This window comes from Ferrovibrio terrae, assembly GCF_007197755.1.
In the GTDB taxonomy this organism is placed as follows: Bacteria; Pseudomonadota; Alphaproteobacteria; order Ferrovibrionales; family Ferrovibrionaceae; genus Ferrovibrio; species Ferrovibrio terrae.
Map to the genome: position 1 here is coordinate 4,054,767 of NZ_CP041636.1, position 23,383 is coordinate 4,078,149.

Consider the following 23,383-nt stretch of genomic DNA (forward strand, 5'->3'; position numbering starts at 1 on the left):
AGCTTCGCATTAAAACCGGGTGAAAACCAATGAATTCCTTGGAGTTTCCAAGAAATTAGGCAATCAGTCCGGGTGCGGCCGTTAACCGGTTGGCACTCGCGGTGCGATTATAGATTATGGGGGCAACTATTGGCGGTTTTTCAGGCAGTCCCGTCCATGACTTCCTTCACTTTGCCGGCCAGCTGGGCGAGCGAGAATGGCTTGGGCAGGAAGTTCACATCGGCCGATTTCGCCATATTGTTGCGCAAGCTGTCTTCGGCGTAACCGGAGATAAACAGGATTTTCAGGTCGGGCCGGCGGCTGCGCAACTGGGCGGCCAGGGTCGGACCGTCCAGATTGGGCATCACGACGTCGGAGATCAGCAGTTCGACCCGGTCGAGCTGCTCGGGTGGCAAGGCGAGCGCCTGCTCGCCCGATGCTGCCTCGATGACTGTATAGCCCTTGTTGCGCAGCGCCCGGGCGGCGAAAGCACGCACGGCATCCTCATCTTCCACCAGCAGCACCAGGCCCTGGCCGGTCAGGTCGCGGCTGTCGGGCCGGGCATCTTCGCGGCCGGCGGGAAGCTCCTCGGCGTTCGGACGGTGGCGCGGCAGGTAGAGGCGGAAACAGGCGCCCTCGCCCGGCTCGCTCTCGACATGGATGAAACCGCCGGTCTGCTTGATGATGCCGTAGACGGTCGAGAGCCCCAGTCCGGTACCGGCACCAACAGCCTTGGTGGTGAAGAAGGGATCGAAAATCTTGGCCATGTTTTCCGGTGCGATGCCGTGGCCGGTATCGGTCACCTCGATCGCCACATAGTCGCCGGCTGGAATGATTTCGGCGCCCAGCTGGGTCGGCTGCGCGACCGAATGATTGAGCGTGCGGATTTTCAGTTCGCCGCCATCGGCCATGGCGTCACGCGCATTCACCGCCAGATTGATGATCACCTGCTCGAGCTGACCCTGATCGACCTTGACCAGGCCAAGGTCACGGCCATGCACCATTTTCAGCGTGATGGTCTCGCCGATCAGGCGGCCGATCAGGTTGCGCAGGTCCGCCAGCACATCCGTGATGTCGAGCACCTTGGGCACCAGCGTCTGCTGGCGCGAGAAGGCCAGCAGCTGGCGCACCAGATTGGCGGCGCGGCTGGCATTCTGCTTGATCTGCATGATGTCGGCAAACGACTGGTCGCCCGGCTGGTGCCGTTGCAGCAGCAGGTCGCAGAAACCGATCATCGCGGTGAGCAGATTGTTGAAGTCATGCGCGATGCCGCCGGCGAGCTGGCCGACCGCCTGCATCTTCTGGCTCTGATGGAACTGGGTCTGCAGGCTGCGCTGGTCCGTGGTGTCGACCAGATAGACCAGTTGCGCCGACTGGCCATCCTCGCGTTCGGCCGAAGACGCGGCAAAGACCTCGACGACGCGCTCGCGCGGGCCGTCAAGCCGCACTTCCAGCGCACGGCTGAAGATCTCGCCGCGCCGCAGCGCCACCAGATGACGCGCCAGCGCCAGCGCATCTTCCTCGCGCACCATCGCGGCAAGCCGCTGGCCGAGCCAGTCGTCGCGGCCGCAGAGCTGGGCGAAGGCGGCATTGGCTTCACGGATCGTGCCGGCGGAATCCAGCACCAGAATGCCGATCGGCGCCTGGTCGAAGAAGCGGCGGAACTCGGCTTCCACCGGACGCAGCGTGCCGCGCTGGCGCAACTCGAGCCCAAGATCATGCACCACCGCGCTGTAGCGCAGCGGATTGCCATCGACATCGGGCACCACGGTCTGGCTGACGCTGACCAGCCGCAGCCGTGCGGGATGATCCGGTTCGGTGTCTTCGGCCGGCAGTGGCCGCAGCTTCGCCTCGCCGCCCGGCCAGTCGGGCGTCATGGTCTCGTTCTCGCGCGCCTCGCCGTGGCTCAGCACATCGGACAGCAGCAGGTCGCTGCCGACCAGCTGTTCCGGCACGCCGCCGAGCCAGGCCGCAAAGGTGCGGTTGGCAAACAGGAAGCGGCCATCCGGCGCCACCGAATAGAGGCCGACCGGCGCATTGTCGATGAAGGCCGCGAGTTCGTCGCGCTGCTGACGCACGGCCACCAAAGCAGCGGCATTGTCGGCCACTTCCTGGATATCCCAGATCACCCAGTTGCGGCCGCCCGACACCGATCCCGGCGCCTGCATCGCGGTGACTCGCAGCGAGACCACGCCGGTCGCGGTATGGATGGCGATGTCTTCCTGCACGGCCCTGCCGAGCGGCAACAGGCTTTGCAGCCGCGCGATGATCTCGGCGTTGCCGATCTCGCGGCCCAGCAGCACATCCGGAGCATGGCCGCCTTCGTTGCCCAGCCGCGCGGCCAGCACGCGATAGGCCGTGTTGTCCGCAAGCAGCTGGTGGCCGCGGGTGATGGCGCGCGCAAAGGGGCTCGCCTCGGCCAGCATCCAGGCGGCGCGACGGCGCGGCGATCCGATCAGCGAGGCGAAGCTCAGCGCCATGACTGCATCACTCTTCAGCCGTCTCTATCGTCGCAACCTTGGGTTCGTATTTGCTCTGGATGCCGTCCTTCAGTTTCATGATGTAGGAAATCACCTCGGCGACAGCGCGGAAATGTTCGACCGGAATTTCCTGCTCCAGATCCACCTTGTAGAGCGCGCGCGCCAGCGGCGGGTTCTCCACGATCGGGATGTCATGCTTGGTGGCGAGCTCGCGGATACGGAAGGCGATGTTGTCGGCGCCCTTGGCCACGACAATCGGCGCTTCGGACTGGCCCTGCTCGTATTTCAGCGCCACCGCAAAGTGGGTCGGGTTGGTGACGATCACGCTGGCCTTCGGCACGGCTGTCATCATGCGCTGGCGCGCACGCTGCATGCGCAACTGGCGCAGGCGCGCCTTGATATGCGGGTCGCCTTCGATCTCCTTGTACTCTTCCTTGACCTCCTGCTTGGTCATGCGGAGATTCTTCATGTAGTTAAAGCGCTGATACAGGTAGTCGGCAGCAGCGACGACGAACATGATGCCGAGCAGCGCGCCGACCACCTTGGCGACGATCTTGAGGCAGAGCGGCAGAACGACGCTCAGATCGAGATCGATCAGGACTTCCAGCTCATCGAGTTCGGGGATCAGGATGGTGAGCAGGATGCCGCCGATCACCGATATCTTGATCATGTTCTTGACGAACTCGACAAAGTTCTGCATGCCGAACATACGCTTGAGGCCGGCCATCGGCGATAGCTTCGCGAAATCCGGCTTGATCTTCTCAAGGCTGACATGAAACGGATTCTGCAGCAGGCTGGCGGCCACGCTGGCCAGCACGAACAGCCCGATGATCGGCGAGAGCGCCAGTGCGATATTCATGGATACGTCGACGGCGATGCGGGCCAGTTGGCTGGGATCGACCGGGATCAGATGCGGCTGGGCGAAGAACATCGTGGTGGAGTTGACCACCCGGCTGCCGAGCGAATCCGCCAGCATCCAAAGCGATATACTGGCCGCCAGGAAGGTGAACCAGTAGCCGATTTCCATCGACTTGGCGACGTTGCCCTTGTCGGCGGCATCCTGCAGCCGTTTCCCGGAAGCGTCTTCGGTTTTGGATTCTGGGTCAGCGTCTTCCGACATACCCTTTCTCCTACCGCTTCACGAGGAACTGGGCGATGTGTTCCTCGAGATGCCCCGTGAATGCCAGACCGATGGCGCCGAGCGACAGCCCGAGCACCACCAGCGAAAACGCGATCTGCGGCGCCTGCATGATGAAGAAAATCTGCAGCGACGGCATCAGGCGGTTGAGCAGGCCGAGCGCCACGTTGAACACGATGCCGTAGACGATGAACGGCGCGGCCATCCGCATGCCGAGCGCGAAGCCCTCGCTGACCATCCGTGTCGCCGTGGTGGCGAAATCGCCGAAGGCCGGCGCCTGCATCGGCGGAAACATCGTATAGCTGTCGAAAGCGGCCTGTAAGCCCAGCAGGTGCAGGTCGGTGACGAAGACCAGCACGATGCCCATGAAGACCAGGGCGCTGGACACCACCACGCTCTGGCCGCCCTGGGCGGGATCGAACAGCATGGCCGAGGCCAGGCCGGCCTGCAGGGCGATCACCGTGCCCGCCACATGCATGGCCGACATCAGCAGCCGGATCATGATGCCCAGTGCGAGGCCGAAACCGATCTCGGTGATGACCAGGAATGCGACATGAATCGGCTGCGCCGGCAGCGGCGGCAATGTCGGGCCGATCACGGGCACGACCAGTCCGGAGATCAGCAGCGCGATGGTGAGGCGGAAACGCGCGGGGACCGAATTCTCGCCGACGCCGGGCAGCGCCATCATGGTCGAGCCCAGGCGGCTGAAGATCAGCAGGAAGGCATAGACGTTGCCGGCGACAATGTCCTGCAGCACCGGCGCTTACTCCAGGCCGGCGATTCTCTGGGCCAGGTGCTCCATGAAGGTCACCATGGTGCCGATCATGAACGGCATGGTGATGATCAGGGCGCCGAAGATGGCCACGATTTTCGGAACGAAGGTCAGGGTTGGCTCCTGCAGCTGCGTCACCGCCTGGAACAGCGAGATGATCAGGCCGATCACCAGACTCACGATCATGGCCGGGCCGGCCACCTTGAGCAGCACCCAGATGGCTTCACGCATAACGTCTGTGACTTCGACGGCCGTCATCGATTCGGTCTCCGCGGCCGATCTTACCTGATTGCGCGCCATTACCCCAGCCCAGCACCCGCCAGGCGGAATATTATTGTCCAGGTTTGCTGGGACCAGATCCGCTTCCGCCGGCTGGACGGATCAGATCGGCATGCGCATGATTTCCTGATAGGCGTTGATCACGCGGTCGCGGACGGCCACCACCGTATCCAGCGCGACTTCGGCATTGGTCACGGCCGTCACCACGTCCGTTACGTCAGCCTTGCCGTTGACCGCCTTGACCGAGGTTGCCTCGGCCGTCTTCTGGGCATCGACCGTGCTCTGCAGCGCTTCGCTCAGCATCTCGCCGAAAGCGGTGCCGCCGTCGCCCTTGATCTTCCCGGCATCGGCGCCACCCAGGACCTTGCCCAGGCCCAGTGTATCGGCAATGCGTAAATCAGCCATGGTTCAGGCCTCCGGGAACAGTTACTGACGCAGCAGATCGACCGTGCGATTCAGCATCGCCTTGGCCGAGTCGATCACGTTCAGGTTGGCTTCGTAGGTGCGCTGTGCTTCGCGCATGTCGGCCATTTCGATCACCGACTTCACGTTTGGCATCTTCACATAGCCATCGGCATTGGCGGACGGGTGGCCCGGATCGTATTTCAGCTCGAAATCCGACCTGTCCTGCTGCGGCTTCTGCGCCTTGACCAGATTGGCGCCCATCGCGCGGTCCAGCTCCGACTTGAAGGAGACGACCTTGCGGCGATAGGGATCGCTGCCCGGCGTCTTGCCGAGCGAATCCGAGTTGGCGAGATTTTCGGAGATGATCTTGAGACGCTCGCCCTGGGCACGCATGCCCGAGGCCGAAATCTGCATTGCGTTCTTGAGTTCCATGCGCCGTCTCCGTCGCTATCCTGTTGGCCGAGTGATCAACCTGGGCCTTAGCCCTGGCGGTTGCCCAACGCCTTGCGCAGCATACCAACCTGCTTGCGGTAAAGGTTGGTCATCAATCCGTGTTCGGCCTGGGTCTCGGCAACATTCATCATCTGCTGCTCGAGATTGACCGAGTTGCCGTTCGGCGAGGTTTCGTAGCCTTTGGCAGTGCTGTTGCGCCAGTGGTCGCTGCTGCGCCCGCCCAGGCCGCGGAAATGGCCGGCCTGCGTGGCGGCAACACCGCCGGACAGCTGACTGCCGCGCACCAGCTCGCTGAAGCTGACCTGCTTCAGGTCCTTGGGCTTGTAACCCGGCGTGTCGGCATTGGCCACATTCTCGGCCAGCACGCGCTGACGCTCACCCAGCCAGTCCATCCGCCGGGTAATCGCCTTGATCACGTTGATCTTGTCGAGATCCATACCGACCCTTAAAACGCTGTCCGCCCCGGACCAGACAACTGGCCGCGGAAGAGCTTTTCCGTTGGCTGCAGGCTGACTCCGGGGTCTAAAGATTCAGTTAACCGCTGACCGTGATAGGATGTCGCGGCAGGTAACTTTTCAACCACCGAGTCTGACGCAGCTTGGCCGACAAACCACCACAAAATACTGGAAAACCGCCAAAACAGAAGGCGGTCGCGCTCCGTTACGAGACCGAGCATGAGGAGGCTCCCCGTGTGGTGGCCTCCGGAGAAGGGTTTATTGCCGAGCAGATCGTCAGAATCGCCCTCGATAACGGTATTACCGTCCACAAGGATTCCGACCTGGTCGAAATTCTCTCAAAGCTGGATATCGATGCCCTGATTCCGATCGAGGCCTTCGCCGCGGTGGCGGAAATCCTCAGCTATATCTATCGCACCCAGGGCCGCGAACCCGGTAGCTGAGCAACGCGTACCCGTTTCACCGGCGGGGCTATCAGCTTGACCCGACTCGCTGCCGGCCACCAGAGTAGCGTCCAACCACGGACAGCCGGTATGGACAACATCAACTTCACTCAAGTCGCTCTCGCCTTTGGCGCCCTGCTGCTGCTGCTGGCGCTGTTCTATTACGGCGCGCGCGCGCTGTCCGGCGCCACCTCGCGCGGCGCCAAATGGCGTGCGGGCCAACGCATCGGCGTGGTCGAGAACGCGCCGGTCGATGGCACGCGCCGGCTGGTGCTGGTGCGCCGCGACGATACCGAACATTTGCTGCTGGTCGGCACGCATGGCGATCTGGTGATCGAGAGCAATATTCCAATCACGAAAAATGGCAGTGGCGAGACGACGGCGGCTGCCGCAGCCCGTCGCCCGTCCTCCTCCGTGGCAACGGAAGACTCCGGCGGCTGGCCTACGCTGCGCGTTCCGGGCCGCGACAAACCCGGACAGGACCGTTGATGCGCAAGATTGCCCGCCAGAAACTTGCCGCCCTGTGGGCGGATTGCCGGCGCGCCCTGCCCTGGTCGCTCGGCCTCGGCCTGGTGGCGATACTGATGATGGTGCCGGCGGCGCTGGCACAGTCGGTGAATATCGACCTTGGCCAGGGCGGCACGATCAGTGGCCGCGTGATCCAGCTGGTCGCGCTGACCACGGTGCTGGCGCTGGCGCCGTCGATCCTCGTCGTCATCACCAGCTTTGTCCGCATCGTGGTGGTGCTGTCGATCCTGCGCAGCGCCATGGGCACGCAGAGCACGCCGCCCAACACCGTGCTGATGAGCCTGGCGCTGTTCCTCACCTTCTTCATCATGCAGCCCTATCTGGAGCGCGCCTATAACGACGGCATACAGCCGCTGATCGAGGAGCAGATCGACGAGCGCACCGCCTTCGACCGTTCGATCGCGCCGTTCCATGAGTTCATGCGAAGCCATGTGCGCGAGAAGGACCTGGCGCTGTTCAGCGGCTTTGCCAACGCCCCGATTCCGGCTTCGGCCGAGCAGATCCAGCTGCGTGTGCTGATCCCCTCCTTCATCATCAGCGAGCTCAAGCGCGCCTTCGAGATCGGCTTCCTGCTGTTCATCCCCTTCATCGTGGTCGATATGGTGGTGGCCAGCGTGCTGATGTCGATGGGCATGATGATGCTGCCGCCAGTGATGATCTCACTGCCGTTCAAGCTGATCTTCTTCGTATTGGTGGACGGCTGGAACCTGGTCTGCGCCGCGCTGGTCGAGAGTTTCATTGCGCGCTGACGCCGCCTGAAAGGTGGCGCCCAATTTATGATGCCCGTCAGTTGATCGCGCCCTAGTTGATCGCGCTGAGGCCGCCCTTGGCGACACGGTCGCGATAGCGGCCCATGAAGGCTTCATACTGGCCCACCTGCGCGATCGTCTGCGCCAGCTGGCGTGGATCGCTGGCATTGCGCGACACCGACGTCACGACGGCATTGAAGGTTTCGGCATCCGGCGTATCGCGCAGTCGCGCATCATAGCTGCGGCGCAGGACATCCAGCGCCGCGGTGTCGTTGCTCAGGGCATAGGCAACAGCGAGCTGCAGCACCAGTTTGCGCTCATCGGCACTCATCGGCGTCGGATCGGCCGCGCGATTGCCGAGCAGCTGGCCGGCGACGCGGGCAAACGCCACCCAGTCCTTGGCGCGCCAGTGCAGCTCGGCACGCAGCGCCAGCGCATCCGGCGACTGGTCCTGACCCAGCAGGTTGAGCGCTTCGGGGAACCGTTCCAGATCGCCCAGTCCGCGCGCTTCCAGCAGGCGGCGTTCCTGCTGCAGGGCCGGCGGCAGATTCTGCGCATTGGTGCCCTGCAGCGACTTCAGCGCCGCATCGGGATTGCGATCGAGCAGATAGACCACGGCAAGCCGCGCGCCGGTGCGGGCGCGGGCTTCGCCGCGCAGGCGATACTGAATCTGGTGTTCCAGCAGCTCGGCGGCGCGGTTGAGCAGGTCGACCGAAACCAGGCGATCCGCCAGCTTGCCGATGATCTCGTCGCCTTCCGGCCCGACCGGCGTCAGCTCGCGGTAGTCGTAATACAGCGCCAGGGCGACCAGCGGCGGCAGCGACTGCGCGCCGCCATCGAGGAACAGCTTGGCGAATTCGTCACTCATCTGCTTGGACAGCAGCGGCATTTCCGGTGAACGCGGGAAATACTTCACGATCTGGCGGAAGGTCGTGATGCCGCTGCGCAGGTCGCCGACGGCGAACTGCAGCTCGCCCAGGCGCCGCAGCAGGTTGAATTCGTAAGGCCCGCCGCGCCAGGCAAAGCGCAGAGAGTCCAGACGCTCGATCGCCTGCTGCGTATTGATCAGCTTGCGGTTCAGCATCATCTCGGTCTTGGCGAATTCCGCCAGCGCACGCGCCCGGCGGTCGCCACTGCCCGAGGCCATGTCGAAGAAGCGGATCGCCTCTTCGGGCTTGTTGGTGGCGTCGGCCAGCAGGCCACGGATGTAATTGCCTTCGGCCTCCTGGCCGCGGCTGAGCGTGTCGCTGTCGAGCGCGCGCAGTTCCGACGTCGCCGCATTCACGTCGCCGCCGGCGAGCCAGGCGCGCGCCATGGACAGGCGCAGGGACGCCCGCAGTTCAGGCGGGAATTTCGCCACGGCGGCCCCGGCCAGCGAGAACGACCGCCGTGCCGACGGCCAGTCGTCGCGCTCGGCGGCCAGCATGCCGCGATAGGCGAGTACGTCCGGATCGTCGTCGAAAATCTTGGACTCGAGATCGTTGGCAGAATCGGTCAGACGGCCAATGCGCAGATAGGCGATGCCGCGCAGCGCACGATACAGCTTGTCGCGCTCCAGATCGGGCTGCTCCGCCCGCGCCCTGGCCAGAACGCCAAGCGCTTCAGGCTGCATGTCGTTGGCGGAATAGAACTGCGCCAGCGCCAGTCGCGCGGGCTGCCGCTGGTTCGCACTGCTAAGGCCGATGCGGCGCAGCAGGTTTTCCTCCTGCTCGGCATAGGTCTTGCCCTCGACGCGGCGCCATTCGCCGAACTGCAGGATATCAATGGTTCCGCTGCGCGGATTGGCGCCGCGCGGCGCCGACAGCGAAAGGCCATTCGGCGTGCCGATCTCGACGCCGCGGGGGAAGCGGCTGATCACCAGGTTGTCGGTATTGGGCTGAACGGCAAAGCCCTGGAAGCTCGGCAGCACGCTCAACTCAATGAAGTCGCGCCGGCCCGGCACGCCGGCATTGGCGCCGGCAAAGGGAACCACGATCAGGCGGTCGCCGGTATCCGGATCCGGCACGCTGAGCTCGGCGCCGGGATCATTGGCGGCGAAGAACAGTTTCGCGCCGCCATCGGCATCAAGCTGGCGACGTACATCGATTTCGGGCAGGCGCGTCTGCAGGGCATTGGGATCTTCGGGAATGCTGCCCGGTGCGGCTTCACGCGCCACCAGCTGTTCGGGCTGCAGGGTGTTGATGCTGATCTGCCAGCCGGCATTGCGACGCGCGAAGGTGGCGGTGGTGGAACTCGGCACGCTGAGCCGCAGCACGGTCAGGCCGGGCACCGGCAACTGCTCGATGCCATTGATGGCGCCGCCCCAGTCGCGCGTGGTGATCGGACGCAGATCGACTTGCGCATCGCGGTCGAACACGATCCACAGCATGCCGTTGCGCATGAAAGCGCTGACCGCCACCGGCCGCGTCCAGGGGAAATTCAGTAGCGGGCCGGTGCGTGTGGAGTCCACTGCGGGCACCAGCGGCGCACCGGTCAGTCGATCCGTGAGGGGTGCCGGCATGAAGGTGCCGAGCGGCGCGGTGCCAACCCCGGCAACCGGGGCCGCGAGCGGCACACCGCCGCTACCCGGCACTGCCGCCGGAGCAGCAGGCTGCTGTGTCGCAGGCTGTTGGGCCACAGGCGCAGGCGTGGGCAGGGTGTTGCGCTGAGGCGCCGCTGCCGGGGGCTGCGCTGCGGGAGGCTGGGCGGGCGCCGGCGCAACAGCCGCCGGCGCAGCGGCGGACGCGGGCGGCGTGGCAGGTCGCTGCGGTGACGGGGCCTGGGCCTGGGCCTGGGCCTGGGCCGGGGCCGGGGCTGGCGCCGGAGCCGGGACCTGGGCCGGACGCGCCGGTTCCGCCGGCTTCGGCGATTCAGCTTTAGGTGTATCTGGCGCCTTGGCTTCGGCGGAGCGGTTCACATCGAGCACCACCTTGGCGCCATCGCGCCAGGATTTCAGGCTGCTGCCTTCGCTCATGGTGAAACTGACGATGCTGGCTGCCCCGTCGTTGCGCACGGCAAGGCCGCTGATGCCGCGCGGCGGGAATTGCGCCAGCCGGCCGATATCGATGGGCGCGTTGCGCTCGAAGCGTATGCTGACCTGCTGCCCTTCGGCATTCGCGGTGAAATCGACGCGCTCGGGCCAGTCGAAGACCAGACGGGTATAGGTCGGATGCTCGCCAGCACGCAGACGAACGGCGCTGTTTGCGGGGGCTGGCGTGGTCGGAGTGGCCGCTGGCGCCGCCGGCTGCCGCGCGCCGATCGGCGGTGTATTGGCCTGCTGGGCGACAACCGGCCCTGCCTGCGCGACAGACAAGGCGAGAGCGATGGCGCCGGTCACAAAAAGACCGGCGACCCTGCTCTGGTGGGCGCGCCCTGGGCCACGACCTTGCGGCTGGCCCGGCGCGCGGTCTGTACCGCGACTTTTCGCCATACTCCCTGTCTGCGCCTGTCACTCGATCCGCTGGAGGGGACTCGCGATCCCGGCAGGCGGATTATAAGAGCCTCGCAGGATAAGGCGATACCGTTAACAGATTGTTCTTGCGGCGAGATCGGACATCTCCCCGCCTTTGAGGGCGAACTCAGAACGCCCCCAGGACCGCCGACAGTTTTGCCTTCAGGCCAGTGCGGTCGAAGGGTTTGACCAGATAGCCGTCGACACCCAACCGGCGGGCCTCCAGCACATTCTCCGGCCGGCTTTCGGCCGTGACCAGAATGAAGGGTGTGGCGGCATAAAGCGGGTCGCGCCGCAGGTTTTCCAGCAGGGCGATGCCGCTCATCGGCTCCATATTCCAGTCGGACAGGATCAGGCGGTAGCGCCGCTGTGCCAGCATGGTCAGCGCAGTGACCGCATCACCCGCGGTATCGACGCTGTGAAAGCCGAGATCGCGCAACTGGTGCGCGACGATCGCCTGCATGGTGCGATGGTCGTCGACGACGAGAATCGGCATGGACCAGTCGATGGCCATGCCGATATTTAACGCAGATTTGGCGGAAAACCTAGCCGAACAGGTTGGTCAGGTAGCTTTTCGAGGATGCAGCCGTGTAACCGCCATCCTTGAAGGTCAGATAGCGCATGACCATTTTTTCTCGCTCATTCTGGTCGCTCTTGAGCGAATTCAGATCGACCTTGCGCTCCACCGCCGTCACCTGGCTCTCGACTTCCTGGTAGGCGATTTCCTTCGGGATGTTGTTCGCCACCGTCACCACTTCGCGCAGCACGTTGTCGCCCAACAGCTGGGCGGTCAGGGTGACGTCCTTGATGCGCCGGTTGAACTCGATGGCGGCGCGCACGCCGGGCGCTTGCTCATCCAGATGCTTTTCGTAAGCGACGCGTTCGTAGCGCGAGGTCAGGTCCTGGATGGTGCTGCCGAGCTGCAGCTTGGTCACGCCCATGAAGTTGAGGTTGAGATCCTTGGTCAACTGCAGGAAACGCGGATCCTTGAAGCGGTTCGCCAGCGAGTCGATGTCGGTCAGATCGCTTTCGAGAATCTTGCGGATCTTGCCCGGATACTGCGCTTCACTCTCGAGATCGTAGGCGGAGAGCACGAATTTCAGCAAACGGTGGTTCTGATTCTCGAAGAGTTCATCGACCGACTTGATCGTGCCGATATTCTCCTTGAAGTACTCGATGTCCTTCTGGACGTCCTTGCGCTCGCGGAATTTCTGGAATTCGGTGCCTTCGAATTCATAGACCGCGCTGACGCTCGACTTCTCCGGCGCAACCTTCTCCTGCAGCAGCGCCTTGGTCTCCTTGCGGGTATAGGTGGTGACATCGCTGGCCGACGGGCCGAGCGTACGTACCAGCTGGGAGGGCGCATCAGCCGTCGCCGGAGTTACCGCGGCATTGCCGGCGTAGTCGACAACCAGCCCCTTCATGCGGGCGAGTCCGGCCGGCAGCGCCGTGCCATCGCCGGACACGTTCACCACGCCACCGGCGCTGACCGAAATCGGATTGCCTTCGGTGTCGTACTGATCGCCCGTGGCGCCGAAATTGTATTTCTGCGCGAGCTCGAGCTCCTTCAGCGTGCCGGTGCGCGCGACAGAGCTCGGATCGTTGACGTCGCTGCGCAGGATGTCGCGCAGGCGCTGACGATCGTGGAGATACATGTCATCGAAGCCGTTGGCGGAGGCCAGCACTCTCAGGAAACGGTCGTCGTTGATCAGTTCGTCGACGGTGGTCGCAGTGGCAACGCGGTTCTTGTAGAACATCGCGTCGTCCTGGACCTGCACATTCTGCAGCTTGTATTGCTTGTTGCGCACGCGGATGGCGGCGTTGTCGATTTCGCGCGTAGCCGCGTCGGCCTTTTCCTTGGCCTGCTCAATGTCACTGGCGCCGGAATTCTCTTCGGCGAGCTTCTGCAGCTTCTTGTACATCGCCATAGGCGACACGGTCGACACAGTTGTCGACGCGCCCGAGATCAGTACAGACAGATCAATAGCCATCCTTGCTCGCCTCCTGCGGCAGTGACGCTGGGGCACCTGCCCTTTTCTGGGCTGGCGCACTGGACCAGATGTCCGACGCGGATTTTACCACGGATACGGATCACGGCAACACCGGCTTTTCTTAGCCGGAACAACGCATTAACCTATGATTAACCGTGTTTTCAGCCGCCAGCCGCCGGGCGCTGGCCCGGAGCGGCACCGGCAGGAGGCTGAGTCGCCTGCGGCTGGGCGGGGGCAACCGGCACCCGCTGGGCCGGCGATACACCGCCGGCAGGCGCAGCTGCGGCGGGCGCCAACTGGGATTCCACGCCGGCGCGCACGCTGGGCGGAATCTGCTTGCGGGTCGCCAGACGGACAGTGAGGTCCTGTGCGGTGGTCGGATTCATCTCGGCCAGCAGGGCGGCAAGCTTCGCCTCCTTCATGCGCTCGACCACGCCGAGCAAAACGTTGGGCTCCAGCTTCTCGAAGATGCGCGCGGCGTCCTTCGGCTTCATGTTTTCGTAGACCTTCACCAGGCCCTGCAGGTTCTGCTCTTCCTGCTTGTCGTACTGCTGCACGATCTGCTTGACGCTGGCTTCCAGCTTCTTGATCTCGGCAATGCGGTCGTCCAGCCGCTTCTCGGCGGCGGCCAGCAGGCTTTCGCGCAGGTCGACTTCACGCGCCCGCTGCTCGATCTGGTCGCGGCGCTGCGCCAGGTTGGCCAGCAGATCGATTTCGGCGCGAGTAAAGGTGGTGGGATCTTTCTCGGCCAGCGACTGGACACTGGAAGACGGGCGCGTGGCCGACTGACCGGCCGGCTGCTGCGCTGCCGCAGGAGCGGCAGCGGACGGCGCGGTCTGTGCCGTTTGCGCCGGGGCGGGAGTCAGCGGCGTCGGCGCCTGTTGTGCCGGGGGCTGTTGCGCGGATGCCCGCTGCGCCTGGGCCTGGGCCTGTTGCATCGGCGTCTGCGTCGGCTGGCCCTGCTGCGCGCCGGCCGGCGTGACGAAAAGCTCCGCCCTGCCCTGCCACAACGCGCCGATCTTCAGCCCAAGCAGCAGCGCGACCGCGAGAATGGTCAGCGGCAGAATACGGACGCGGCTGGCGAGCGAGCGCCGCGTCGCTGTCACAGATATCTGTGCCGCAGCACTCATCGTGCCTGCCTCAGGGCCATCAACAGTTCACGCTCCGCTTCAGAGCGCGGCTCGATCTTGAAATCGCGGCCGCTGCCACCAGCCGGTGCGATCGACGGCTTCTTCGGCGGGAACGGCGTGACCGGGCCGCCGGCGCCAGGGTGAGCACCACTGCGCGGGTCGGAGCGCATCGGCTCGGGACGTTCCATCGCCGCACGCTCCAGCACGCGTTCCATGCCGGCGCGATCGGCGACCATACGTTCGGCGGCCGCCGGGCGATCCTGACGCGCCGCGCGATTGCCGCTGGCTTCGCCGGCCAGACGATCCGCGAGACGATCCCCGGTCTCGATCATGAAACCGAGTTCATCCCGCAGCGCCTTGGCCGCCTTCAGACGCTCTTCATGCGCGGTGTCGGCGGTGGCCGACGCGGTCTTCAGTTCGCTCAAGCCCTGGCGGGCCTTGGTCAGGGCCTTGTCGAAATCGCCGATCAGGCGGCGCATCTCGTCCTGGTTGGCGCGCAGGTTGCCCAGTCGCCGGTTCAGCACCAGTGAAATGGCGAGCGTGACAAGCAGCAACACGGCGACAACGATCTCGACCATAAGGGTCAGCGTCATCACACACCTCCCAGGTTCTTCAGAGTTCGGTCGATCTTGACAGCGATATTGTTGCCCATGCGCCCCATGCGACCTTCCACCATGGAAATGCCGCCGCAGCGCATCATGATCACGGACTCTGGCGTCGCATTGAACATAATGGTTTTACCCACCTCCAGGTTCATCACCTGGCCGAGAGTCATGACCTGTTCGTCCAGCACAGCTTCGATTTCCACGTCGGTTGACCACAATTCGGTCGCAAGGTGGTTTTCCCAGATCGAGTCACGGCCGAACTTTTCGCCCATGAACATCTGGAGCAGCAGTTCGCGGACCGGCTCCAGGGTGGCATAGGGCAGCAGCAGTTCGAGGCGGCCGCCGCGGTCTTCCATGTCCACACGCAGGCGGGCAAGAATTGCCGCATTGGCCGGGCGGGCGATGGTGGCGAAGCGCGGGTTGGTCTCGATGCGGTCGTAGGAGAAGTTGACCGGCGCCAGCGGCTCGAAGGCGGCACGCATGTCGTCGAGCACGACATTGACCATGCGTTCGACGAGGTTACGTTCGATGGTTGTATACGGACGTCCCTCGATACGCATCGCGGCCGTGCCGCGGCGACCACCGAGCAGCACGTCGACGATGGAATAGATGAGCGAGCTGTCGACGGTGAGCAGCCCGTAGTTATCCCACTCCACCGCGCGGAACACGCTCAGGATAGCCGGCAGCGGGATCGAGTTCAGGTAATCGCCGAAACGGATCGAGGTAATATTGTCCAGCGAGACTTCGACGTTGTCCGAGGTGAAGTTACGCAACGAGGTCGTCATCAGACGCACGAGACGGTCGAACACCACCTCAAGCATCGGCAGACGTTCGTAGGAGACCAGCGCGCTGTTGATGATCGCGCGAATGCCGGCTTTGTCGGCGTCTTCCTCTACACTGGCGTCAAAGCCAAGAAGACTGTCGATTTCGTCCTGATTCAGAATCCGGGTGGAGCCGCCGGCTTCATCGCCGCCGTCGCCGCCGGCCCAGGCCGCGCCGTCTTCGGTATTATCCGCCATACGCGCCTCGCCTGGTCACTGGATCAACATTTCCTTGAACAGCACGTCATTGATCTTCAGCGGGGCCACCGCCTGGTTGACGCGGATCAAAAGCTCTTCCTTGAGACGGTACAGACCGGCCGAGCCGACCAGATCATCCGGGCGCAGCTCGCGCAGATAGATCTGGAAGTTATCGACAACGCGGGGCAGCAGTTCGTTCAGCTTCGGCGTCGAGAGCGGGTCGTTATGCTCCAGCGACACCTTCAGCTTGAGATAGGAGGCCTGCCGGCCAGTCGAGTTCAGGTTTACCAGAATGTCGGGCAGATCATAGAAGACCGTGACCTTGGGAGCTTCGGGCTTGACCTCAGCCTCTTCATGCTTGTTGGCGAACAGGAAGAAATAGGCTGCGCCGCCGCCGCCCACGAGCAGCAACAGCACGACAACGACCGCAATAATGACTATGGCCCGCTTGCCGCGCTTCTTGGGTGCGCCGTCGCCCTCGCCATCAACCTGGCCGTCAGTCTCGTCACTCATGCCTGTACATCCCTGGCGCCAGGACTCGCCGGCGCATCCGGTTCACTCCAGATGCGATTCCTAAGGTGCGTCAGTTAACACTTTGTCAAAGGGCGGCAGTTTTTGCCGGGTTTGATCCGGCCCGCACTGGTCAAAAACCGCCTGGCGAGCATAAATCGAACATATATTCTCAGTTTTCCGCCAAAAAATAAACTGGCACGCCGCCTGCAACAGATTGGCCAGCAACAGCTAACCACGGTTTTGGTGTCATGGAAAACACGACTTACATCGGCCTGTCCCGCCTTTCGGCCATGCGGCGTGAAATGGACGTCATCGCCAACAACATGGCGAACATGAACTCGAACGCCTACAAGGGCGAGCGGGTCATGTTTGAGGAATTCCTCAAGGGTCCGAACCAGCAGCAGAAGTCCAGCTTCGTTCAGGACTGGGGCGTTCTGCGCGATTTCCGCACCGGCAAGCTTGAGCAGACCGGCAACACCTTCGATTTCGCCATCAACGGCAGCGGTTACCTGACGGTCGATACCCCGCAAGGCCGCCGCTACACCCGCGACGGCCACCTCCGCATGGACGGCGATCGCCGCCTGGTCACCTCGGGTGGCCATCCGGTGCTCGACACCCGCGGCCGCGACATCGTGATCCCCGAAGGCCTCGGCACTCCCGCTGTTTCCGTCGATGGCACGATCAATGTCGGCCAGGAGCAGGTCGCCAAGATCGACCTCGTCCATTTCGAAAATGAGCAGGAACTGCGCAAGACCGCCAACGGCCTGTTCGCCACCGCCCAGGACACGGTCCCGGCGCCGCCCACCACCACGCTGATACAGGGCATGGTGGAAGCCTCGAACATCGAGCCGATCCTGGAGATGACCAACATGATCGAATTGATGCGGCAGTATCAAAGCACCCAGGGCCTGATCGACAGCGAGAATGACCGTCTGAAAATGGCCATCCAGCGGCTCGGCCGCGCTTCGAATTAACTGAATTGACGGACCAGGAGACCTAGATCATGCGTTCGCTCAGCACCGGTGCCACCGGCATGATGGCGCAACAGCTCAATGTTGAAGTCATCTCGAACAATATCGCCAACATGAGCACGACCGCTTTCAAGCGGCAGCGTGCCGAGTTCCAGGATCTGCTGTACCAGAACATGCGCCGTCCGGGCTCGACCTCGTCGGATGCCAATACCATCGTGCCCTCGGGCATCCAGGTCGGTGTCGGTGTGCGCACCGCGGGCGTGTACCGCATCAACGAACAGGGCAACCTGAACAGCACCGGCAACACCTACGATCTCGCGATCAGCGGCAAGGGTTACTTCCAGATCACCCTGCCCTCGGGCGAAACCTCCTACACCCGCGCCGGCTCGTTCCAGATCAACGCCCAGGGCCAGATCGTCACCGTCGACGGCTACCAGATCAGTCCGGCGATCACCGTGCCGCAAGGCGCGCTCTCGGTGAACATCGATGCCACCGGCGTCGTCGAGGCGCGGATCGCCGGCCAGACCAACGCTCAGAACCTCGGCCAGATCCAGCTCGCCACCTTCGTGAACGAGGCGGGCCTGGAAGCGACCGGCGACAACCTGTTCCTCGAAACCGCCGCTTCGGGCCAGGCCACCGTGGGCAACCCCAACGCGGTCGGCTTCGGCGTGCTGCGCCAGGGTTACGTCGAAACCTCGAACGTCAACCCGGTGCAGGAAATCACCAATCTGATCACCGCCCAGCGCGCTTACGAAATGAATTCGAAGATCATCACCGCGTCGGACGAAATGCTGCAGACCGCAACCCGCCTGCGCTAACGCCCTCGCATCTGGATTTACGGAGACCGACCATGGCTTCGCTTCGCACACTTCTTCTCGCCGGTATCGCCTGCACCACGCTGGCGGCGCCCGTTGTCTTCGCGCAGCCCGCCGCGGCGCAGACCCAGGTGGCCAGCGCCACTGCTGCCACGCGCTTCATCGGCGAACGCGAAATCAGCCGTCGCATCGCCGATATGGTGAAGCAGCGCAATGGTGGCCGGCCGGTGGAAATCAACTTCCACGGCATGGGCAACGAACTCGAGGTACCGGCCGGCACGGCCGCTTTCCAGATCGACGAATTCAGCTACGACTCGCGCAGCGGCCGCTTCTACGGCACCGTCGCCAGCGCCACCGCCAGCATCAAGGTCAGCGGTCGCGCCCAGGTCGTCGAGGCGATCCCGGTGTTGAAGGGCCGCATTACCGCCGGCCAGGTGATCACGCGCAACGATGTCGAATGGCTGCAGGTGCCCGCCAACCGTTACGGCGCCGGCTTTATCGACCGCTTCGACGATCTGATCGGCCAGACGCCGCGCCGGCCACTGGCCGCCGGCATGCCGATCCGCACGTCCGATATCGGCAAGCCCGAAGCCATTGCCAAGAACAGCCTGGTCACCATGGTGGCCCAGGCTCCCGGTCTCACCATCACGACCACCGGCCGCGCCATGGAATCGGGCAGCATCGGCGACGTGGTGCAGGTCCTGAACATGCAGAGCAAGCGGGCCATTCAGGCGACCGTGACCGGAATGAACCTGGTCCAGGTCATCACTGCCCCCAACATCATCGCGTCGAACTAAGAGCCGAGCGGAAGGATTATCATCATGACTCGTTTTACCCATCCCACGCTCGCCGGCATGCTGCGAATTGCCGCCGCCGCCGGCCTTGCTGTCACTCTCGGCGCCTGCGGTAACCTTAACCGCCTCGGCGATATTGGCAGCGCGCCGGCCATGACCGGCATCGACAACCCGACCGAGAAACGCGACTACCGCCCGGTCAGCCTGCCGATGCCGGCGCCGGAAGTGGCACCGCGTCATGCCAATTCGCTGTGGCGTCCCGGTGCGCGCCAGTTCTTCAAGGATCCGCGCGCCACCAGGGTCGGCGACATCCTGACAGTGAACATCAACATCCGGGAAAATGCGCAGCTGCAGAACAATACCACCACCTCGCGTGACAACAGCGAAGGCCAGGGCCTGCCGAACTTCCTCGGCTGGGAGTCGGCGCGCGACGGTGCCGGTGGCGTAATCACCCAGCCGGGTGCGCCCTCGGCGCTGAACAAGATCTTCCGCAACGTCGATCCGGAAAACATGGTCACCATGAACTCGCAGTCGAGCGTGCAGGGCCAGGGCCAGGTGATCCGCCGTGAAGAAGTCACCCTGAACGTCGCCGCGCTGGTGACGCAGGTGCTGCCGAACGGCAACCTCGTGGTGCAGGGCCGCCAGGAAGTGCGGGTGAACAACGAAGTGCGCGAACTGCTGATCCAGGGCATCGTGCGGCCGGAAGACATCACCGCGACCAACACGATCGTGCACACCCAGATGGCCGAAGCGCGCATCTCCTACGGCGGCCGCGGTCAGCTGACCGATGTGCAGCAGGGCCGCTGGGGCCAGCAGGTCTACGACATCCTCTTCCCCTTCTAAGAACGAGAAGGATTTCGCCCAGCCTGAAAATTCAGGCACGTCAGAAGGTGCGTAAGGACCGCAGAATGCGGACCGCGGCAAAAAAGCCAGGGCGAGAGAGTAAAACGCAAAAGGCCGGTCAGAAGACCGGCCTTTTCGTTTTTCAGTTCAGCACTTCAAGCGACGAAGATATCGCCCCGGTCTATGTATCGTCCCGGTGCGTGCGCTCGCGGCGCTCGTGACGCTCCTGCGCTTCGATCGACAGCGTGGCAATCGGGCGGGCTTCCAGGCGCTTGAGCGAGATCGGTTCGCCGGTCTCCTCGCAATAGCCGTAGGAACCATCGTCGATCCGCTTCATCGCGGCGTCGATCTTGGCGATCAGCTTGCGCTGGCGGTCGCGCGTGCGCAGCTCGAGAGAACGGTCAGTCTCGGTCGAGGCGCGATCAGCAATGTCGGGCTCCTGCGAGGTGTCTTCCTGCAGGTGCTGCAATGTCTGGTTCGATTCCCGCAGGATGTCTTCCTTCCAGGCCGTCAGCTTGCGGCGGAAGTATTCCTTCATGCGCGGGTTCATGAAGGGCTCACTCTCGGTCGGCTTATAATTCGCCTTCAATTGGATACCCATGTCAGAGACCCTCCAGGCGCCGTGGCGACTCCGATACCCCGGCCACGGCGCGCGGGAGTATATGAATCGGCCCGCCGCCGGGCAAGGCTGTCGATTGGCCGGGAAGTCGTTGATTTTATGATATAATTATGAATGGCCCAGCTTGTGGGCAATAAAATTACAATCCGAGCTTGGCTAACTCGACCTCGCAGCGCAGCTCGATCTCGGCCATCACCTCGGCCAGCCTGGGGTCCAGCACCATCAGTTTTTCGGCGCGCAACGTCTGCGCCAGCCTCTGCAGGCGGTCGGCCGGAATTGAGCCCATCAGCAGCCCATGGCGGATTTCCTCCAGCCGTTCGATCAGGGTCGAACCGCGCTGATAGGCGCGCTGCCGGTTCTGCCGGCCACCGGCCTGCTCGTCGACAGCCTGGATGGTCAGCATGGCGTCCAGCGCCGCAACCGGGGCAGCCTGCCCGACCTGGCCGGCAGGCTTTTCTGCGCCCTTCAGCATGCTGGCAAAGCTCGGCCCCCCGGCGCTGCTGCTGCCGGTCGAACGTTTGGGGCTGCCGGGCGCAATGCCTCCCGGACCGCGGATTTTGTCGATGCTCATGGGAAATAATATCTCTTAACCGGGCGCATGGTGCCCGATAAGACTGACCGGGTAAAGACGGCATTTTTTGCCGGGCGGGGCCGGTTTTTCACTCCAACTGTCATATAATTCAACGAGTTAACCATTGGCACGACAATCGCATTAATAGGCACGACAGAACCGGCATCCGTGGCCGGCTTTGCGTAGAGGAAGATGACGATGACCCGTTTCGCCAAGGATACGTTCCGCCGCCTGCTCCAGGCCGCCGTCGCAGTGGCGCTGCTCGCCCTGCCGCTGCAGGCCCAGGCTGGCTCGCGCATCAAGGACATCGCCGATTTCGAAGGCATCCGCGACAACATGCTGGTCGGTTATGGCCTGGTGGTCGGTCTGGATGGCACCGGCGACAGCCTCACCAACTCGCCTTTCACCCGTCAGAGCCTGCAGGCCATGCTGGAGCGCTTCGGCGTCAATATCCGCGACGCCGCCAACTTCCGTACGGCCAATCTTGCCGCGGTGATGGTCACCGCCACCCTGCCCCCCTTCGCCCGCCATGGCAGCCGCCTCGACGTCACCATCTCCACGATGGGCGATGCCAAGAGCCTGCAGGGCGGCACGCTGCTGGTCACCCCGCTGCTCGGCGCCGATGGCGAAGTGTACAGCGTTGCCCAGGGCGCCGTTGCGATCAGCGGTTTCCGCGCTCAGGGCGCGGCCGCCCAGATCACCCGCGGCACGCCCACCTCGGGCCGCATTGCCAATGGCGCCATCGTTGAGCGCGAGGTCGGTTTCGAACTGACGTCGTTGCCGGTGCTGCGCCTGTCCCTGAAGAATCCTGACCTGACCACCGCGCGCCGCGTGAGCCAGGCCGTCTCCACCCTGGCCGGCATGCCGACCGCGCGCGCGCTGGACCCCTCCACCGTGCATATCGACATCCCGGAACGCTTCCGTCGTGACGTCGTCGGTTTCATGACCGAAGTCGAACAGCTGCAGGTCGAGACCGACCAGATGGCCCGCGTCGTGATCGACGAACGCTCCGGCACCATCGTGATGGGCCCGAATGTGCGCATCGACACCGTTGCGATCGCCCAGGGCTCGCTCACCGTCCGCATCACAGAAACCCCGCAGGTATCGCAGCCGCTGCCCTTCTCGCCGGCCGCCACCGCCATCCCGGGCATTGCCGGCTCCTCGGCCGCGACCGGCACCATCCAGGTGCCGCGCATCGGTCCCGACGGCCAGCCGGTTCGCAACGCGCAGGGCAACTTCGTGTTCGATACCATCACCCAGGCTGTTCCCGGCACTGGCACTCCGACGATCCCCGGCGCCGCCGCCGGTGGCGCCCAGACCGTGGTTGTTCCGCGCACCGATATCCAGGTGGACGACCAGAACCAGCGTCGCCTCGGTCTGCTGCCGCGCGGTGTGTCGCTGCAGGAACTGGTGGATGGCCTGAATGCGCTGGGCGTCGGTCCGCGCGACATGATCACCATCCTGCAGGCGATCAAGGCCGCAGGCGCCCTGCAAGCCGAAATCCAGGTGATGTGAGGCCATCATGTCCGCAGCTATCGCTTCTCCCGCCATCAACACCTTCGGCCTCGAGCAGGCCCAGGCCGACCGCTCGAAGCTGAACAAGCTCGGCAACGCGAAGGACGATCCGCGCAAGACCGCGCAGGAATTCGAAGCCTTCTTCCTGTCGCAGATGTTTGAAGTGATGTCGGCCGGCGTGAAGACCGACGGCCCGATGGGCGGCGGCCAGGCCGAAGGCAAATGGCGTTCGTTCCTCAACGACGAGTACGGCAAGACGATGTCCAAGGGTCGCGGCATCGGTATCGCCAACATGGTCTATGACCAGATGATCAAGATGCAGGAGGCCCAGCCGTGAACCAGAAGCAGCAGCCGCAGCCGGCCCGCCAACCGCTCTCTCCCCGCGCTGCCCAGCGTCTGGGCGTCGACACGCCCCGGATGATGGACAATATCGGCCAGGGCGCCGTGCCACCCACCGTAGCGGAACTGAGCGATCTGGTGATCCAGCTCAAGGATGTCATGCAGGAAGAAACCGCGGCGCTGGAACGCTTTTCCTATGACGGGTTGGAGCGCTCGACCGAGCAAAAGCGCATCATCTCGGGCCTGTTGCGCGACAAGCAGAAGGTTTTGCGCAAGCATCCCGATGCACTGGCCAGCGCACCGGAAGGTGAGCGCAAGCAGCTTGAAAAGCTGCTGGGCGAAATGCAGACCGTCGGCAAGCGCAATGAAATTCTCGTGCGCACGGCGCGCGACGCCAATCAGAAACTGCTGAACGCCGTGATCCGTGGCGCCACCAAGCAGAACCAGCTTGGTACCGGCTACGGCAAGTCCGGCGCGATGACCGCGCTGACCGCCAATTACGGCTCGCGCCAGCCGGTGTCGCTGTTCAGCAACGAGACCTGCTGAA

Annotated in this window: 26 protein-coding genes; 10 read left to right on the top strand and 16 right to left on the bottom strand. The window is 63.8% G+C overall.

Going from position 1 to position 23,383, the window contains the following annotated elements; all coding sequences use genetic code 11:
- Positions 1-140 precede the first annotated feature (140 nt).
- The 7 genes from FNB15_RS19805 to flgB all read right to left on the bottom strand — a co-directional run bounded on the left by FNB15_RS19805 (position 141) and on the right by flgB (position 5,943).
- Positions 141-2,459, bottom strand: a complete 2,319-nt coding sequence (locus FNB15_RS19805; protein ID WP_144258380.1) for a hybrid sensor histidine kinase/response regulator — start codon at positions 2,457-2,459, stop codon at positions 141-143.
- A gap of 7 nt (positions 2,460-2,466) precedes the next feature.
- Positions 2,467-3,579, bottom strand: coding sequence for a flagellar biosynthesis protein FlhB (gene flhB, locus FNB15_RS19810; protein WP_144258381.1), 1,113 nt, complete (start codon positions 3,577-3,579; stop codon positions 2,467-2,469).
- A 10-nt stretch (positions 3,580-3,589) separates the two neighbouring features.
- Entirely contained in the window at positions 3,590-4,354 is a 765-nt protein-coding gene (locus tag FNB15_RS19815; protein ID WP_144258382.1) for a flagellar biosynthetic protein FliR, read from the bottom strand.
- A gap of 6 nt (positions 4,355-4,360) precedes the next feature.
- Positions 4,361-4,627: a flagellar biosynthesis protein FliQ gene (fliQ, locus tag FNB15_RS19820; RefSeq protein WP_144258383.1), complete on the bottom strand. Its 267-nt coding sequence runs from the start codon at positions 4,625-4,627 to the stop codon at positions 4,361-4,363.
- Between the two features lie 123 nt (positions 4,628-4,750).
- A complete protein-coding gene (gene fliE, locus FNB15_RS19825; protein WP_144258384.1) occupies positions 4,751-5,053 on the bottom strand; it encodes a flagellar hook-basal body complex protein FliE in 303 nt (100 codons plus the stop codon).
- A 21-nt stretch (positions 5,054-5,074) separates the two neighbouring features.
- Positions 5,075-5,485: a flagellar basal body rod protein FlgC gene (gene flgC, locus FNB15_RS19830; protein WP_144258385.1), complete on the bottom strand. Its 411-nt coding sequence runs from the start codon at positions 5,483-5,485 to the stop codon at positions 5,075-5,077.
- A gap of 47 nt (positions 5,486-5,532) precedes the next feature.
- Positions 5,533-5,943 carry a flagellar basal body rod protein FlgB gene (gene flgB, locus FNB15_RS19835; protein WP_144258386.1) on the bottom strand — a complete coding sequence of 137 codons (411 nt, stop codon included), beginning with the start codon at positions 5,941-5,943 and terminating at the stop codon, positions 5,533-5,535.
- A gap of 161 nt (positions 5,944-6,104) precedes the next feature.
- On the opposite strand from flgB, the gene FNB15_RS19840 reads away from it, so the two are divergent.
- From FNB15_RS19840 to fliP, 3 genes are all read left to right on the top strand, one after another.
- Positions 6,105-6,404 (top strand): EscU/YscU/HrcU family type III secretion system export apparatus switch protein, encoded by a 300-nt coding sequence (locus tag FNB15_RS19840; protein ID WP_144258387.1) that lies wholly within the window; start codon positions 6,105-6,107, stop codon positions 6,402-6,404.
- Between the two features lie 90 nt (positions 6,405-6,494).
- Entirely contained in the window at positions 6,495-6,893 is a 399-nt protein-coding gene (locus FNB15_RS19845; RefSeq protein WP_144258388.1) for a flagellar biosynthetic protein FliO, read from the top strand.
- Positions 6,893-7,681 carry a flagellar type III secretion system pore protein FliP gene (gene fliP / locus FNB15_RS19850; protein WP_144258389.1) on the top strand — a complete coding sequence of 263 codons (789 nt, stop codon included), beginning with the start codon at positions 6,893-6,895 and terminating at the stop codon, positions 7,679-7,681. The genes FNB15_RS19845 and fliP overlap by 1 nt, the downstream gene beginning before the upstream one ends.
- Positions 7,682-7,733: 52 nt before the next feature.
- Here fliP and FNB15_RS21015 read toward each other — a convergent pair whose 3' ends face one another.
- The 7 genes from FNB15_RS21015 to FNB15_RS19885 all read right to left on the bottom strand — a co-directional run bounded on the left by FNB15_RS21015 (position 7,734) and on the right by FNB15_RS19885 (position 16,369).
- A complete protein-coding gene (locus FNB15_RS21015) occupies positions 7,734-10,997 on the bottom strand; it encodes a tetratricopeptide repeat protein (RefSeq protein ID WP_185973633.1) in 3,264 nt (1,087 codons plus the stop codon).
- 241 nt (positions 10,998-11,238) lie between these two features.
- Entirely contained in the window at positions 11,239-11,625 is a 387-nt protein-coding gene (locus FNB15_RS19860; RefSeq protein WP_144258390.1) for a response regulator, read from the bottom strand.
- 31 nt (positions 11,626-11,656) lie between these two features.
- Positions 11,657-13,102 carry a DUF1217 domain-containing protein gene (locus FNB15_RS19865; protein ID WP_144258391.1) on the bottom strand — a complete coding sequence of 482 codons (1,446 nt, stop codon included), beginning with the start codon at positions 13,100-13,102 and terminating at the stop codon, positions 11,657-11,659.
- 161 nt (positions 13,103-13,263) lie between these two features.
- Positions 13,264-14,232 carry a MotE family protein gene (locus tag FNB15_RS19870; protein WP_144258392.1) on the bottom strand — a complete coding sequence of 323 codons (969 nt, stop codon included), beginning with the start codon at positions 14,230-14,232 and terminating at the stop codon, positions 13,264-13,266.
- Entirely contained in the window at positions 14,229-14,825 is a 597-nt protein-coding gene (locus FNB15_RS19875; RefSeq protein ID WP_144258393.1) for a DUF6468 domain-containing protein, read from the bottom strand. Before FNB15_RS19875 ends, FNB15_RS19870 begins: the two co-directional genes overlap by 4 nt.
- Positions 14,825-15,856: a flagellar motor switch protein FliM gene (fliM, locus tag FNB15_RS19880; RefSeq protein ID WP_144258394.1), complete on the bottom strand. Its 1,032-nt coding sequence runs from the start codon at positions 15,854-15,856 to the stop codon at positions 14,825-14,827. The genes FNB15_RS19875 and fliM overlap by 1 nt, the downstream gene beginning before the upstream one ends.
- A gap of 15 nt (positions 15,857-15,871) precedes the next feature.
- The gene (locus FNB15_RS19885) at positions 15,872-16,369 is read right to left on the bottom strand and encodes a flagellar basal body-associated FliL family protein (protein WP_144258395.1); all 498 of its coding nucleotides are present in this window, start codon (positions 16,367-16,369) and stop codon (positions 15,872-15,874) included.
- A gap of 248 nt (positions 16,370-16,617) precedes the next feature.
- On the opposite strand from FNB15_RS19885, the gene flgF reads away from it, so the two are divergent.
- From flgF to flgH, 4 genes are read left to right on the top strand one after another with little or no spacing between them, the layout of a single operon-like run.
- Positions 16,618-17,343: a flagellar basal-body rod protein FlgF gene (flgF, locus tag FNB15_RS19890; protein ID WP_144258396.1), complete on the top strand. Its 726-nt coding sequence runs from the start codon at positions 16,618-16,620 to the stop codon at positions 17,341-17,343.
- Between the two features lie 29 nt (positions 17,344-17,372).
- Entirely contained in the window at positions 17,373-18,158 is a 786-nt protein-coding gene (gene flgG / locus FNB15_RS19895) for a flagellar basal-body rod protein FlgG (RefSeq protein WP_144258397.1), read from the top strand.
- A 32-nt stretch (positions 18,159-18,190) separates the two neighbouring features.
- Positions 18,191-18,952: a flagellar basal body P-ring formation chaperone FlgA gene (flgA, locus tag FNB15_RS19900; protein WP_144258398.1), complete on the top strand. Its 762-nt coding sequence runs from the start codon at positions 18,191-18,193 to the stop codon at positions 18,950-18,952.
- 24 nt (positions 18,953-18,976) lie between these two features.
- The gene (gene flgH, locus FNB15_RS19905; RefSeq protein ID WP_246068736.1) at positions 18,977-19,792 is read left to right on the top strand and encodes a flagellar basal body L-ring protein FlgH; all 816 of its coding nucleotides are present in this window, start codon (positions 18,977-18,979) and stop codon (positions 19,790-19,792) included.
- A gap of 181 nt (positions 19,793-19,973) precedes the next feature.
- On the opposite strand, the gene dksA is transcribed toward flgH, so the two are convergent.
- Positions 19,974-20,393, bottom strand: a complete 420-nt coding sequence (gene dksA, locus FNB15_RS19910) for an RNA polymerase-binding protein DksA (protein WP_144258399.1) — start codon at positions 20,391-20,393, stop codon at positions 19,974-19,976.
- Positions 20,394-20,550: 157 nt separating this feature from the next.
- Entirely contained in the window at positions 20,551-20,982 is a 432-nt protein-coding gene (locus FNB15_RS19915; RefSeq protein ID WP_144258400.1) for a flagellar assembly protein FliX, read from the bottom strand.
- Between the two features lie 198 nt (positions 20,983-21,180).
- Here FNB15_RS19915 and FNB15_RS19920 point away from each other — a divergent pair, with 198 nt between their 5' ends.
- From FNB15_RS19920 to FNB15_RS19930, 3 genes are read left to right on the top strand one after another with little or no spacing between them, the layout of a single operon-like run.
- Positions 21,181-22,497 (top strand): flagellar basal body P-ring protein FlgI, encoded by a 1,317-nt coding sequence (locus tag FNB15_RS19920; RefSeq protein ID WP_185973634.1) that lies wholly within the window; start codon positions 21,181-21,183, stop codon positions 22,495-22,497.
- 7 nt (positions 22,498-22,504) lie between these two features.
- On the top strand, positions 22,505-22,834 hold the full coding sequence (locus tag FNB15_RS19925) for a rod-binding protein (RefSeq protein ID WP_144258401.1): 330 nt from the start codon (positions 22,505-22,507) through the stop codon (positions 22,832-22,834).
- Positions 22,831-23,382 (top strand): flagellar export chaperone FlgN, encoded by a 552-nt coding sequence (locus FNB15_RS19930; RefSeq protein WP_144258402.1) that lies wholly within the window; start codon positions 22,831-22,833, stop codon positions 23,380-23,382. The genes FNB15_RS19925 and FNB15_RS19930 overlap by 4 nt, the downstream gene beginning before the upstream one ends.
- Position 23,383: the final 1 nt, after the last annotated feature.